Origin of the sequence: Rhodococcus rhodnii NBRC 100604, from assembly GCF_001894925.1 — a bacterium.
In the GTDB taxonomy this organism is placed as follows: domain Bacteria; phylum Actinomycetota; class Actinomycetes; order Mycobacteriales; family Mycobacteriaceae; genus Rhodococcus_F; species Rhodococcus_F rhodnii.
In genome coordinates, this window is the sequence record NZ_BCXD01000035.1 from 21,442 (window position 1) to 34,796 (window position 13,355).

Sequence of the window (13,355 nt, forward strand, 5' to 3'; positions counted from 1 at the left end):
CGATTCATCAGAAGCCCCCTCCACGACCATTCCCGGAGAACACCATGACGCGTATAGCTACTGTCGCGCGCGCCGCACTCGCGGCTGCCGCACTCATCGGCGGCACCCTCGTCACAGGCGCCACAACAGCCTCGGCCGACCCACTTCCCGTCGGCACCTTCAAGATCCAGACGAACTCGCTACGTTGCGTCGAGATCGGCGGTGCCGACCTGCCCTATCAAGCGTTCATCGAGAACTGTGGAACCCTCAACCTCAACCAGCAGTTCACCTACAACCCACTCACCAAACAGATCGCCAGCGTCGGACGCCTCGGCTACTGCCTCGACGCCGACGAGTTCGAGGGCGTCAAGTTCATCGCCTGCGACCCCAACTCGGTGCTGCAACGCTTCGAGTCACAGCCTCGCTCCTTCGGACGATCGACCATCACCACCGAGGACGACCCGTTCCTCGGATTCTCGTACCTGTCGGACGGTGGAGTGACCCTGTCTCTCACCAGTGGCAACAGCGGCTTCTCCGACGCGAACTTCTTCCGCTTCCCCCTGATCTGACACCCAGCGGCGCGGCGACCGAGGAGACCGGCCGCCGCGCCGACGATCTCCCTCACCTCTCGAGACACAGGACGACCCTGATGCGCATCGCAACCACCATCCGATCCGCGCTGGCCATCGGCGCCCTCGCCGGCGGCACACTCGCTGCCGGAACCACCACGGCAGCAGCAGATCCACTACCGATCGGCACCTTCAAGATCCAGACGAACTCCCTCGAATGCGCAGCAGTAGCCGGAGCCAACCCGCCCTACTTCGCCGCCGTGGAGAACTGCGGCACCGTCAACCTCGACCAGCAGTTCACCTACAACCTACTCACCAAACAGATCGCGAGCGTAGGACGGCTCGGATACTGCCTGAACGCCAACATCACCGGGCTCAACGTCACAGCGTGCGACGCGAATTCGGCTCTGCAGCGCTTCGAATCACAGCCCCGAAGCTCGGGACGATCGACGATCTCCATCGACTTCCCCAGCTTCGGCCGCTACTACCTCTCCGACGAAGGCCCCTCGATCCAGGTCACGCCCTCGAACCAAGGCATCGCCGACAAGAACTACTTTCGGTTCCCACTCATCTGACGTGTGAGCGTTGTGTCGCGCAGGGCGGACCGCGGCCCGGTGGTGCTTCGTCGTCAGTGCTCGACAGCCGTCAGAGTTTGATCATCGGGACGCCGCCGATGAGCATGAGCCGCACCTTGCCGTTGCTGCCGAAGTCGATGGTGGCGGTGGCAGTCGGGCCCGCTCCCTTGACCTCGAGGACGGTGCCGAGCCCGTACTTGTCGTGGCTCACCCGATCGCCTCCCGCGAGGACGAGGTTGTTGTTGCGCGCACGGCCGGGACCGAAGCTCGGGGCCGCGTCGGAGCCCGTCCTGCGCCCGCTGCCGTATCCGCCGCCGCCGAGCATTCCCGCCCGTGAGGGACCGGGATCCTCGCGGCGCCAGTCGAGCAGGTGCTGCGGAATCTCTTGCAGGAACCGCGACTCGGGGTTCTGCATGGGCTGACCCCATGCCGACCGCATGACGGCGCGCGACAGATACAGCCGGCGCCGTGCGCGCGTGATGCCGACGTACGCCAGCCGTCGCTCCTCGGACAGTTCGGCGGGGTCGCCGAGCGCACGCATGTGCGGGAACTGGCCGTCCTCCCAGCCGATCACGAACACCACGGGGAACTCGAGACCCTTCGCGGTGTGGAGCGTCATGAGGGTGACGACGCCGTCGCCCTCCTCGGGGAGCTGGTCGGCGTCGGCGACGAGCGAGACGCGTTCCAGGAACGCCGCGAGCGAGCCCGGATCCGGTTCGCCCTCGTCGCGTTCGCCGTCGCTCTCGTCGGCGGCGAGGCCCGCGGCATTTCGTGCGTCGGCGCTGAATTCACGTGCGACGCTGACGAGTTCGTCGATGTTGTCGAGTCGCGCGCCGTCCTGCGGGTCGTTGCTGGCGGCGAGTTCGGCGCGATAGCCACTGCGCTCGAGGACGGCCTCGACGACCTCCCCGATGTCGCCCTGATCCGGCGCATCGGCGGGCGGCATGATCGCGCGCAGGTCGTCCATCATCGCGACGAACGACGCGATCGCCTTCTGCGAGCGTGTGTTGAGCATCGCGACCTTGCCGTCGACGGCGTCGCGCAACGCGCGCGTGAAGCTCGTGGCGCGCTGCTCGGCGTGGACGGCGACGCACGCCTCGGCGCGGTCGCCGATCCCCCGGCGCGGCGTGTTGAGGATGCGCCGCAGGCTGACGTCGTCGTCGGGATTGGCGAGCACCCGCAGGTACGCGACGATGTCGCGCACCTCCTTGCGCTCGTAGAACCGCACGCCGCCGACGACCTTGTAGGGCACGCCGGTCCGGATGAAGATCTCCTCGATCGGACGGGACGCGTTGTTCGTGCGGTAGAAGACCGCGATGTCGCCGTACGTCGCGTCACCACGATCGACCAGTGCGTCGATCTCGGACGCGACGAAGGACGCCTCGTCGTGCTCGTTGTCGGCGACGTACCCCGTGATGAGGTCGCCTTCGCCGGAGTCCGTCCAGAGCCGCTTGTCACGCCGGTTGGTGTTGCGTGCGATGACCGAGTTCGCGGCGGTGAGGATGTTCTGCGTCGAACGGTAGTTCTGTCCGAGCAGGATCGTGCGCGCGTCGGGGTAGTCGCGCTCGAACTCCTCGATGTTGCGGATCGTCGCGCCGCGGAAGGCGTAGATCGACTGATCGGCGTCGCCGACGACACAGAGTTCGGACGGCGCGACGCCGTCCTCCGTCTCGAGGCCGACGAGCTCGCGGACGAGGACGTACTGCGCGTGGTTGGTGTCCTGGTACTCGTCGACGAGGACGTGCCGGAAGCGGCGCCGGTAGTAGCGAGCGACCTCGGGATGCGTGCGGAGGATCCGGACGGTCTCGCCGATGAGGTCGTCGAAGTCGAGGGCGTTCGCGGCCCGCAGCCGCTGCTGGTAGATCCCGTAGACCTGCGCTGTGATGCGCGGCAGCTCGGCCGGGTCCTTCTCTGCGTCCGCCTCGGCCTCGGGCGGGTCGATCAGCTCGTTCTTCAGGTTCGAGATCGCCGTCGCGAGCAGGCGCGGGGTGTACTTCTTGGTGTCGATCTCGAGGTCCTTCGAGATCATCGTGATCAGGCGGCGCGAGTCGTCGGCGTCGTAGATCGAGAAGTTCGAGTTCAGGCCCGGCACGAGCCCGGACTGGGCACGCAGGATGCGGACACAGCTCGAATGGAACGTGGAGACCCACATGTAGTTCGCGCGCGGGCCCACGAGCGCGGCGACGCGCTCGCGCATCTCGGCGGCGGCCTTGTTGGTGAACGTGATGGCGAGGATCTGCCCGGGCGCGACGTCGCGCTCACCGAGCAGGTACGCGATACGCCGCGTCAGGACGGCCGTCTTGCCCGATCCGGCGCCCGCGACGATGAGCAACGGCGATCCGGTGTGGACGACGGCCTCCCGCTGCTGCGGGTTGAGCCCCTCGAGCAGTGCGTCGGGAGAGGGCGGTGCGTCGGGAGAACGTCCGGATGCGGACTCGGGCTGCGCGGCGATACCGGAGGGCGTGTTCATCGTGTTTCCACGCTACCGCCCAGGTGAGACACACCTCCGCTCGACCGGCCTCGGCACGCCGTGGCACACTCGTTGTGTGTCGAACGATTCCGCCCTCGAGGGTTCCGCGCTCGCCGATTCCGCACTGGACGGCGTGCCCACGACCGAAGCGGAGATCACCGCGCTGCGGCTCGAGATCGACCGCCTCGACGCCGAGATCCTCGCCGCGATCAAGCGGCGCACCGAGGTCTCGCGCACGATCGGCCGCGCTCGCATGGCGTCGGGCGGCCCGCGCCTCGTGCACAGTCGCGAGATGAAGGTGATCGAGCGGTTCGACGAGCTGGGCCAGGAGGGCCACACGCTGGCGATGCTGCTGCTGCGGCTGGGCCGCGGCGCGCTCGGACGCTGAGCGCGCCGCGCGCACTCACTCGATCTTCAGGGCGACGTACTTGGTGTCGAGGTACTCCTCGATCCCCTCGGTGCCGCCTTCGCGGCCGAAGCCGGACTGCTTGATCCCGCCGAAGGGCGCCGCGGTGTCGGAGATGACGCCGCGATTGACGCCCACCATGCCGCTGTCGACGTTCTCGGCGACCCGCAGCGCGCGCCCCAGGCTCCGCGTGTAGACGTACGCCGCGAGCCCGAACTCGGTGTCGTTGGCCGCCGCGACGCCGGCGTCCTCGCCGTCGAACGTCGTGATGGCCGCGACGGGCCCGAACACCTCCTCCTTCAGGATGCGCGCGTCCGCGGGGACGTCGGTGAGGACGGTCGCGGGGTAGAACCAGCCCGCCCGATCCGGCACCGTCCCGCCGAGCGCGACCGTCGCGCCCTTGCTCACCGCGTCGTCGACGAGTTCGGCGACCTTGTCGCGCTGCTTCTCGTCGACGAGCGGGCCGAGCGTCGTCTCGGGGTCCGAACCCGGGCCGAGCACGTACTCGGCGAGGCGCGCGGTGAGCTTCTCGGTGAACTCGGCCGCGACCGACGTGTCGACGTGGAACCGGTTGGCGGCGGTGCAGGCTTCGCCGCCGTTGCGCATCTTGGCGAGAGCGGCGCCGTCGACCGCGTCGTCGACGTCGGCGTCGTCGAACACCACGAACGGCGCGTTGCCGCCGAGTTCCATGGACGTGCGCAGCAGGCCGGGCGCCGACTTCTCGACGAGCGTTCGGCCGACCTCGGTCGATCCCGTGAAGGTGAGCTTGCGCAGCCGCGGATCGCGCAGCAGCGGTTCCGTGACGGCCGACGACCGCGACGTCGGCAGCACCGACAGGACACCGGCCGGGACGCCCGCGTCGTCCATGAGCTTCGCGAGGTAGAGCATCGTGAGCGGGGTCGCCGACGCGGGCTTGACGACGATCGTGCAGCCCGCCGCGAGTGCGGGGCCGATCTTGCGCGTCCCCATCGCGAGCGGGAAGTTCCACGGCGTGATCGCGAGGACCGGGCCGACGGGCTGCTTCGCGACCAGGATCCGGCCGCCACCGGCCGGCGACGGCGTGAACCGTCCCTCGATGCGCACGGCTTCCTCGGCGAACCAGCGGAAGAACTCGCCGCCGTAGTTCACCTCGGCGCGGCTCTCGGGCAGTGCCTTGCCCATCTCGAGCGTCATGACGAGCGCGAGTTCCTCGGCGTGCTCCCGGATCCGTTCCCACACGCCGCGCAGCAGTTCACCGCGCTCGCGGGCGGGCGTCGCGGCCCAGTCGCGCTGCGCCGCCGCGGCGGCGTCGAGCGCGGCCTGCGCGTCGGCGGGGCTCGCGTCGGCGACGTCGAGCAGCCGCTCCCCCGTCGCCGGGTCGGAGACGGCGAAGGTCGCCGCGTTCTCGGCGTCGCGCCATGTCCCGCCCAGATACAGCCGGGTCGGAAGCGAACGCAGGAGCTGCTGAGGATCGGGGGTGTCGGGTGCATCCATTCCTCCACTATGCGCTGTCCGTGCCCGTCACCGGGACGAAGACCGCCGCGCCTCGGCCCGGCGCACTAAGCTCGGAGTTCGTGAGCACCGACACGACGAGGTCCGACATCACCGACAGCGCCGCGTGGGAAGCCCTGCGCTCGCATCACACCGCGCTGGCACCGCGGCATCTGCGCGATCTGTTCGCCGAGGATCCCGATCGAGGCTGCGAGTTCGTGCTCGAGGTCGGCGATCTGCACATCGACTACAGCAAGCATCGGATCACGCGCGAAACCCTGGCGCTGCTCGCCGATCTCGTCCGCGAGGCAGGCGTCGAACGCCACCGCGACGCGATGTTCGCGGGCGCGCACATCAACACCTCCGAGGACCGCGCCGTGCTGCACACCGCGCTGCGGCTGCCCGAGACCGCGCGGCTCGAACTCGACGGCCAGGACGTCGTCGCCGACGTCCACGACGTCCTGCGCCGCATGGGGACGTTCACCGACGCCGTCCGCAGCGGCGAGTGGCGGGGCGCGACCGGTGAGCGCATCGTCACCGTCGTCAACATCGGTATCGGCGGTTCGGATCTCGGTCCGGTGATGGCGTATCACGCACTGCGTCACTACGCCGACGCCGGCATCACCGCCCGGTTCGTCTCCAACATCGACCCCACCGATCTCGTCGCGCAGCTCAGCGGTCTCGATCCCGCGTCGACACTGTTCGTCGTGGCCTCCAAGACCTTCGGGACGCTCGAGACGCTCACCAACGCCGAGGCCGCCAAGCGCTGGCTGCTCGCGGGGCTCGGTATCGAGAACGACGCCGCTGCGGGGCCCGATGCGGTGGCGAAGCACTTCGTCGCCGTCTCGACGCACGCAGAACGCGTGCGCGAGTTCGGGATCGACACCGCGAACATGTTCGGGTTCTGGGACTGGGTCGGTGGCCGCTACTCGGTCGATTCCGCGATCGGGCTGTCGCTCATGGCCGTGATCGGGAAGGAGCGGTTCGCGGAGTTCCTCGCCGGATTCCATCTCGTCGACGAGCACTTCCGCACCGCACCGATCGCCGAGAACGCTCCGATCCTGCTCGGCGTACTCGGCGTCTGGTACGCGAACTTCTTCGGCGCCGAAACCCGTGCCGTGCTGCCGTATTCGAACGACCTCGATCGGTTCCCCGCCTATCTTCAGCAGCTCACGATGGAGTCCAACGGCAAGTCGGTCCGCGCCGACGGGCGTCCTGTCACGACGTCCACGGGCGAGATCTTCTGGGGCGAACCGGGAACGAACGGCCAACACGCCTTCTATCAGCTGCTGCACCAGGGGACTCGGCTCGTTCCGGCGGACTTCATCGGATTCGCCGAATCCACCGACGATCTCACGACGGCCGACGGCTCCGGCAGCATGCAGGACCTGTTCATGAGCAACTTCTTCGCGCAGACCAAGGTGCTCGCGTTCGGCAGAACGGCAGAGGAGATCGCCGATGCCGGAACGCCGCCGAACCTCGTGCCGCACAAGGTGATGCCGGGCAACCGGCCGACGACGAGCATCCTCGCACCGCAGCTGACGCCGTCGGTGCTCGGCCAGCTGATCGCCCTCTACGAGCATCAGGTCTTCGTCGAGGGCTCGGTATGGGGCGTCGACTCGTTCGATCAGTGGGGCGTCGAGCTCGGCAAGGAGCAGGCGAAGGAACTCACGCCGCTGCTCACCGAATCCGACCCGCCGGTCACCGAACTCGATTCGTCCACAGCAGAACTCGTCGAGTGGTACCGGCGCGCGCGGGGTCGTGCCTGACGCCGTGGGAACCGAGGTCCCCGATTCCGCGGCGCGGCTGGGCGTCGTCGACGAGATGTTCCTGCGCGGGCACCGCGGAGTCACGTCATCCGTCGTCATGCAGGGGCTGTGGCGCACCGACGAGCGCGTGCCGTCCGAGGTCCTCGCGGCCGTCCACGAGCGGATGGCGCGCGGTCGGCTCGGGCGCCGCGTCGTCGCGACCCGGATTCCCGGTGCTCGCGCGCGTTTCGTGCGCGACACACGCGCGCACCCGATCCGGTGGTTCGAGGTCGACCGCGCCCACCTGACCTCGTGGGCGGATCAGCGTGCGGCCGACGACGTCGACCCCGAGCGGGGTCCGGCGTGGCGCATGACCGTGGGACTGCTGGACGACGGCGGGACCGTCGTCTCGATCGTGTGCTCGCACGTCGTGACGGATGCGCAGGGGCTCGTCGCGGCGCTGGCAGCCGCGGTGCGTGGTGACGTTCCCGTGCCGCGGGCGGCCGGCGGGGTCTCCGACGCACGGGATGCGCTGCGGACGTGGGCGACCGTCGCGCGGGGCGGAGCGCGGACCGCGCGTGCCGCCGTCACCGACCGCGGCACGCGGCGGGCGCTGCGCGATGCCGCCCGCTCCGAGCACGACGTCGAGCGCTACACGACGCCGACGCCTGCGCGCGTCCTCGCCGACCTCGATGCGGCCGCGTGGGACGCCGTCGCGGCGGCGGACGGCGGCACCCCCAACACGCTGTTCGTGGCGGTGGTCGCAGACCTCGCCCGCACCGGTTCGGAGTCCGTGACGCTGAGCGTTCCCGTCGGCGGCGGCACCGGCGACCGGGGCAACACCCTCGCGATGGCGCAACTCTCCGTCGCACCGGGCCGGCCCCTGCACCTGCTGCGCGACGACCTCCGCCGCGCGTACGGTGCGCCGCCCGAGGGCGCGCCCGCCGGGCTGCCCGCCGAGATCCTGCACGTGCTGCCGGACGGCCTCGCCGCGCGGGCGACGCGCGACGCGGGCGAGCGAGTTGCATTGTGTTCCAACATCGGAACGATGCCCGGTGAGCTCGCGAGGGTCGGCGGTGCGGACGCCCGCACCATCGGGTGCCGCGCCGTGCATCCCCACGGCGTCCGCGAGACGCAGCGGCGGACCTCGGCCTTCCTCACCCGCACGGGCGACCGCTACACGCTGGCCGTCGAATCCGCCGTGGACGACGATCACGGCGCGCTCGCACGCCGCGTCGTCGAGACCCTCGCCGCACGCGACCTCGACGCGGACGTGTGGTGAACCCGGCTACACCACGCGAGCGGTGACGGCGCGAGGCAGGAACCGGAGCGCCACGTCGATCACCTTCCAGCGCAGACCGGGAAGCGCTGCGCGGGTCGATTCCTTCTCGATCGCCGCGACCATGGCGTCGACGCCGTCGTCGAGGGTCGCGAGCAGGCGGGCGTCACCGGCACGCCCGGACATGTCGGTCTCGATGAAACCCGGCACGAGCGTCGTGACGGTGATCGGCGACCGCGCGAGTTCCGTGGTCAATCCTTCGCCGAGCGCCGACACCGCGGCCTTGCTCGCCGCGTACGCGGCCTTCGCCCCCGGCAGCCCCCGGTCCGCGCTGACCGACGACACCAGTACGAGATGCCCGGCGTCGCGCTCGCGGAAGAGTTCGAGGGCCGCCTCGCACTGTGCGAGCGCGCCGAGTGCGTTGGTCCGCATCGTGTCGAGGTTCGCGTCGGCGCGTCCGGTGCCGATCTTCGTGCCTTTGCCGAGTCCGGCATTGACGACGACGCGGTCGATCCCCCCGAGTTCGGCGTCGAGTTCGCGGAAGGTCGGCGAGACGGCGTCGGTGTCGGTGACGTCGAGCGGGCGGACGGCGACGCGGATGCCCGGGTGCTTCCCGGTGAGTTCGCTCGAAAGCGCGTCGAGCCGTTCGGTGCGCCGTGCGCACAGCGCGAGATCGCGTCCCATCGCCGCGAATCGCCTGGCCATCCCCTCGCCGAGTCCCGAGCTCGCCCCTGTGATCAGAATCCGCTGACGTGTCATGACGGCCAGCGTGCCAGATCACGGTCCGCCACAGGGTCCCGCGCAGCCACAATCGGACCCGCCCGTACGAGCTCGGTGCCTACGCTGTCGGCATGGCAACCGAGCCCGCGACCAGCTCCGACGAGTTCGACGTGATCGTGATCGGCGGCGGCCCCGCGGGGGAGGTCGTCGCCGAAGCGGCGATTCGCGGCAGCGAGCGCACGGCGGCGATCGTCGAACGCGAACTGCTCGGCGGCGAATGCTCGTACTGGGCGTGCATGCCCAGCAAGGCACTGCTGCATCCGGGCGAGGTGCTGCGCGGCGCGCAGCACATGGGCGGCGTGACGGCCCAGGGACTCGACCGCGCGGCGGTGTTCGCCCGCCGCGACTCCTTCACGCACGCGACCGACGGTGTGCACGACGACTCCGCGCAACTCGAGTGGGCGCGGTCGGCCGGGATCGAGGTGGTCCACGGCGACGCCCGGGTGACGGGCGAGCGCGTCGTGTCGGTGGACGGCCGGACCCTTCGGGCCCGGCACGCGGTCGTCGTCGCGACGGGGACCACCGCGGCGATCCCGCCGACGCCGGGTCTCACGGAGGCGCTTCCCTGGATCTCGCGGGACGCGACCGCGGTCCGCGAGATGCCGCGACGTGTCGCCGTGATCGGCGGCGGCGTCGTCGCCTGCGAGAGTGCGACGTGGCTGAGCGATCTGGGCGCGGACGTGACGCTGCTGGTGCGCGGTACGTCGCTGCTCACCAACGCCGAGCCGTTCGCCGGCGAGCGGGTCCGCGACGCGCTGATCGCCCGCGGGGTCACGATCCTGTTCGACACCTCGGCGCGGTCGGTGCACCGCCACGATCCGCGCGACACAGGCGTCGGCCGCATCCACGGCGGCCCGGTGACACTCGATCTCGGCGGCGGCGAGCCGCTCGTCGTCGACGAGGTGATCGCCGCGACGGGGCGCAGACCCGCCACGTCCGACATCGGTCTCGACCGCTGGCGCAACGACCACGGCTACCTCGACGCGGACGAGCATCTGACGGTCGACGGCACCTGGCTGTACGCGGTGGGCGATGCGAACGGGCGCGCGCTGCTCACCCACGAGGGCAAGTACCAGGCCCGGATCGCGGGCGACGTGATCGCGGCGCGAGCCGAGGGCCGGCCGCTCGACGGGCCACGGTTCCGGGTGCGCGACGGCCTCGTCACCCAGGTCGTCTTCACGACCCCGCAGCTCGCCGCCGTCGGCCTCACCGAACGGCAGGCGCGTGTCCGCGGCGCCGACGTCGTCGTCGTGGCGCAGGACATCGAGGTCGCGGGCGCCGCGCTCGCGCGCGACGACTTCGCCGGGCGCGTCCAGCTGGTCGCGGACAGGGCCACGAGAACGCTTCTCGGGGCGACCTTCGTGGGAACCGAGGTCGCGGAACTCGTCCATGCCGCGTCGATCGCCGTCGCGGGCAGGGTTGCAGTCGACGACCTGTGGCACGCCGTCCCCGCATACCCCACGGTGAGCGAGGTGTGGGTCGGCCTGCTCGACGAACTCCGCGGCGCCCTGTGACTGCTCGTGGTATCCGGTGACGGTTCGTATAGTCGGGTCATGACGACCGCCGAGACCGATCCGCTGATCGCCACCACCACGGAGGGCCTCGTGCGTGGCCGGCGAGTCGACGAACTGCTCGCGTTCCGCGGGATCCCCTACGCGGCGCCGCCCGTCGGGCCGCTGCGGTTCCGCGCGCCCGAACCCCACGAGCCGTGGGACGGTGTGCGCGACGCGACCGAGTACGGGACGGCGTCGTTCCAGCCGCAGCAGTACACGCGGACGGGGCTGCGCACAGTCCATCCGATCGGCGAGGACGCACTGACGCTCAACGTGCTCGCGAAGCCGGGCGGACGCGACGCGCGACGGCCCGTCATGGTCTTCGTGCACGGCGGCGCGTACTCGCTCGGCATGTCCGCGACGCCGCTCTACCGCGGCCTGTCGCTCGTGCGCCGCGCCGATGTCGTGTTCGTGTCGATCAACTACCGGCTCGGCGTTCTCGGGTACCTCGATTTCAGCGAGTTCTCCACGCCGACACGGTGTTTCGACTCGAATCTCGGCCTGCGCGATCAGGTCGCCGCACTCGCGTGGGCGCAGCGCAACATCGCGGAGTTCGGCGGTGATCCGGCCAACGTGACGGTGTTCGGCGAGTCCGCGGGCGGCGACGCCGTCACCACGCTCCTCGCGACGCCGGCGGCGGGCGGGCTGTTCGCGCGGGCGATCGCCGAGAGCCCGGCCCCGGCCCTCACCGCGCCTGCCGATCGTGCCCGCTCGTGGGCGAAGCAGTTCTTCGAATTCCTCGACGTGGACGCCGATCCGGCCACCGCGCTGGACACCGCGGACCCGGAGCTGCTCGGGAAGGCGGGTGCGCGACTGACGCGGGCCGTCGTCACCGACACGCCGGGGCTGGCGCCGTTCGGGCCCGTCGTCGACGGCGACTACCTGCCGGAGGCGCCGCTGGACGCCGTCCGCTCCGGTCGCGCGCACCGCGTTCCGCTCGTCATCGGAACGAACGCGAACGAGGGAACACTGTTTCCCCGCTTCCTCGATGCACTCCCCACCTCGCCCGAACGCATCGAGGAGATGTTCGCGCGGACCGATCCGGAGGCCGGTCGTCGCGTCACGGGCGCCTACCCCGGATACCCCGACGACGACGCGGCGATCGCGATCGGCGGCGACCTCACGTTCTGGCTCCCCTCCGTCGAGATCGCCGAAGCTCATTCACGATTCGCGCCCACGTACATGTATCGCTACGATTTCGCGCCGCGACTGCTGCGACTGCTGCGCCTGCACGCGACGCACGCACTGGAACTGTTCGCGGTCTTCGGTGAAGGCGACTCCGTCGTGGGGCGCCTCCTCACCGCGCTCGGCGGACGCCGCGGACTGCGCGCGGTGTCGTCGTCGTAGATGCGCTCGTTGATCATCCGACCTCCAGTTGTGCCGTGATCCTGTATCGGCGCGAAGTATGGCCCTCAGACTTCTCACTCTCTACCGCGAATCCGACGCACTTCGCGATGCACCCTGAACGTCCGCCACTATGCCCGCGGTGCTTGGGTGGTTGTCTTTGTTCGTGAGGGTAGGCCCCGCACCCGAGGGGGAAGTGGTACGGGGCGTACCTTTCACGGACGCAGTCCTGCCGCGCCGGCCACCGGCATGGTCGGCCGCCGATTGGGCTGGTCCGTCTGTCAGCGACTGGCCGATATTCGGATAGGCGTGAAGGTCGGGAATTTGGCATTGCTGGGGTGCTCGCGGAACTCGACTCGCAGGCCGGGAACGACATGTCGCGTCCCTCGAATCCACGCGAACGACCACTGGCCGCTATCGAGGGCGAGGATGACCATCCGATGCGGCGGCGGCTCCCACGCGCGCGGGACATCTTGGATCGGACGAAGGGCTACGACGGTGCCGGTCTTCGATGGGTCGCAGGTGGTGAGCGAGTTGAATACGGGTTGAAGGTTCTCGGCAAGCATGCGGTGCGCTCCTGGGGTGGGCTTTTCGAGTAGGTCCACCCTGTCGCGGGGCGACTGAAGGGCGCGACGGTAGGAATACCCGGTTCGCTACCTGTATCCGACAACCACTTCAACCCCAATGAATAGGGTGTGCCGCGTGGCTAGAGAGATCGAGACCGTGGCAGTAAGTGTGTCCGCGCACCGCGACGACTCTTACCGAAGTGTCGAGCAACGCGCTCGGCAACTGTGGTCGCAGGCGCTCGCCGACCGTGGCAAATCCTGGCGGCATGCCGGACTACAACTGGTCGGCAACGAACCTGACGCCGATCTCGTCGATCACCTGATGTACCGGTTTAAGGCAACTGCGCTCTCGCTCACGGGTACATAGATCGGTGCCAGTAATGTGCACTGCGACTGGGGCGGTAGCTCAGTCGGTTAGAGCCGCGAACTCATAATTCGCTGGTCGCGGGTTCGAGCCCCGCCCGCCCCACCCGGGATCGATCGACGTCAGCTACAAACACCGCCCCGCCATCCGCGCGATAGGGGTGTTTGCCTACGAGGGCTACGTCCACGGGAATGGCCGGGCGGCGCTCCTCCTGAGGATGAACCGCCCGACCACCGTGTACGCGCACTAACT

At 69.7% G+C, this 13,355-nt stretch carries 12 protein-coding genes and 1 tRNA gene; 9 read left to right on the forward strand and 4 right to left on the reverse strand.

Features of this window, described 5'->3' with window-relative positions; genetic code table 11:
- Window positions 1-44: 44 nt before the first annotated feature.
- Entirely contained in the window at window positions 45-548 is a 504-nt protein-coding gene (locus tag RR1_RS19430; protein ID WP_010838952.1) for a ricin-type beta-trefoil lectin domain protein, read from the forward strand.
- 80 nt (window positions 549-628) lie between these two features.
- Window positions 629-1,123, forward strand: a complete 495-nt coding sequence (locus tag RR1_RS19435) for a DNA-directed RNA polymerase subunit beta family protein (protein ID WP_010838953.1) — start codon at window positions 629-631, stop codon at window positions 1,121-1,123.
- Window positions 1,124-1,193: 70 nt separating this feature from the next.
- Here RR1_RS19435 and pcrA read toward each other — a convergent pair whose 3' ends face one another.
- The gene (pcrA, locus tag RR1_RS19440; RefSeq protein ID WP_010838954.1) at window positions 1,194-3,593 is read right to left on the reverse strand and encodes a DNA helicase PcrA; all 2,400 of its coding nucleotides are present in this window, start codon (window positions 3,591-3,593) and stop codon (window positions 1,194-1,196) included.
- A 76-nt stretch (window positions 3,594-3,669) separates the two neighbouring features.
- Between pcrA and RR1_RS19445 the strand changes: the two genes are divergently transcribed.
- Window positions 3,670-3,981 carry a chorismate mutase gene (locus RR1_RS19445; protein WP_010838955.1) on the forward strand — a complete coding sequence of 104 codons (312 nt, stop codon included), beginning with the start codon at window positions 3,670-3,672 and terminating at the stop codon, window positions 3,979-3,981.
- Window positions 3,982-3,996: 15 nt separating this feature from the next.
- Here the strand turns inward: RR1_RS19445 and RR1_RS19450 are convergent, their stop codons facing one another.
- Complete coding sequence (locus RR1_RS19450; protein ID WP_010838956.1) at window positions 3,997-5,472, reverse strand: NAD-dependent succinate-semialdehyde dehydrogenase; 1,476 nt, start codon at window positions 5,470-5,472, stop codon at window positions 3,997-3,999.
- An 80-nt stretch (window positions 5,473-5,552) separates the two neighbouring features.
- Here RR1_RS19450 and pgi point away from each other — a divergent pair, with 80 nt between their 5' ends.
- Together pgi and RR1_RS19460 are read left to right on the forward strand one after the other, a co-directional pair.
- Window positions 5,553-7,238: a glucose-6-phosphate isomerase gene (pgi, locus tag RR1_RS19455; protein WP_010838957.1), complete on the forward strand. Its 1,686-nt coding sequence runs from the start codon at window positions 5,553-5,555 to the stop codon at window positions 7,236-7,238.
- Window positions 7,231-8,499, forward strand: a complete 1,269-nt coding sequence (locus RR1_RS19460) for a hypothetical protein (RefSeq protein WP_143153938.1) — start codon at window positions 7,231-7,233, stop codon at window positions 8,497-8,499. The genes pgi and RR1_RS19460 overlap by 8 nt, the downstream gene beginning before the upstream one ends.
- A gap of 6 nt (window positions 8,500-8,505) precedes the next feature.
- Here RR1_RS19460 and RR1_RS19465 read toward each other — a convergent pair whose 3' ends face one another.
- Entirely contained in the window at window positions 8,506-9,255 is a 750-nt protein-coding gene (locus RR1_RS19465; RefSeq protein ID WP_010838959.1) for an SDR family oxidoreductase, read from the reverse strand.
- A 92-nt stretch (window positions 9,256-9,347) separates the two neighbouring features.
- Here RR1_RS19465 and RR1_RS19470 point away from each other — a divergent pair, with 92 nt between their 5' ends.
- Window positions 9,348-10,790, forward strand: a complete 1,443-nt coding sequence (locus RR1_RS19470) for a dihydrolipoyl dehydrogenase family protein (RefSeq protein WP_010838960.1) — start codon at window positions 9,348-9,350, stop codon at window positions 10,788-10,790.
- A 39-nt stretch (window positions 10,791-10,829) separates the two neighbouring features.
- On the forward strand, window positions 10,830-12,176 hold the full coding sequence (locus RR1_RS19475) for a carboxylesterase/lipase family protein (protein WP_010838961.1): 1,347 nt from the start codon (window positions 10,830-10,832) through the stop codon (window positions 12,174-12,176).
- Window positions 12,177-12,454: 278 nt separating this feature from the next.
- Here the strand turns inward: RR1_RS19475 and RR1_RS22095 are convergent, their stop codons facing one another.
- On the reverse strand, window positions 12,455-12,739 hold the full coding sequence (locus RR1_RS22095; RefSeq protein WP_010838962.1) for a hypothetical protein: 285 nt from the start codon (window positions 12,737-12,739) through the stop codon (window positions 12,455-12,457).
- 136 nt (window positions 12,740-12,875) lie between these two features.
- Between RR1_RS22095 and RR1_RS22100 the strand changes: the two genes are divergently transcribed.
- On the forward strand, window positions 12,876-13,106 hold the full coding sequence (locus tag RR1_RS22100) for a hypothetical protein (protein ID WP_143153939.1): 231 nt from the start codon (window positions 12,876-12,878) through the stop codon (window positions 13,104-13,106).
- Window positions 13,107-13,134: 28 nt separating this feature from the next.
- Window positions 13,135-13,208, forward strand: a tRNA-Ile gene (locus RR1_RS19485).
- Window positions 13,209-13,355: the final 147 nt, after the last annotated feature.

Bases quoted from the DNA above. Each gene is read 5' to 3' on its own strand.
- RR1_RS19430 (WP_010838952.1), top strand. From the start codon at position 45: ATGACGCGTATAGCTACTGTCGCGCGCGCCGCACTCGCGGCTGCCGCA.
- RR1_RS22095 (WP_010838962.1), bottom strand. From the start codon at position 12,739: ATGCTTGCCGAGAACCTTCAACCCGTATTCAACTCGCTCACCACCTGC.
- RR1_RS19475 (WP_010838961.1), top strand. From the start codon at position 10,830: ATGACGACCGCCGAGACCGATCCGCTGATCGCCACCACCACGGAGGGC.
- RR1_RS19465 (WP_010838959.1), bottom strand. From the start codon at position 9,255: ATGACACGTCAGCGGATTCTGATCACAGGGGCGAGCTCGGGACTCGGC.
- pcrA (WP_010838954.1), bottom strand. From the start codon at position 3,593: ATGAACACGCCCTCCGGTATCGCCGCGCAGCCCGAGTCCGCATCCGGA.
- RR1_RS19470 (WP_010838960.1), top strand. From the start codon at position 9,348: ATGGCAACCGAGCCCGCGACCAGCTCCGACGAGTTCGACGTGATCGTG.
- RR1_RS19450 (WP_010838956.1), bottom strand. From the start codon at position 5,472: ATGGATGCACCCGACACCCCCGATCCTCAGCAGCTCCTGCGTTCGCTT.
- RR1_RS19435 (WP_010838953.1), top strand. From the start codon at position 629: ATGCGCATCGCAACCACCATCCGATCCGCGCTGGCCATCGGCGCCCTC.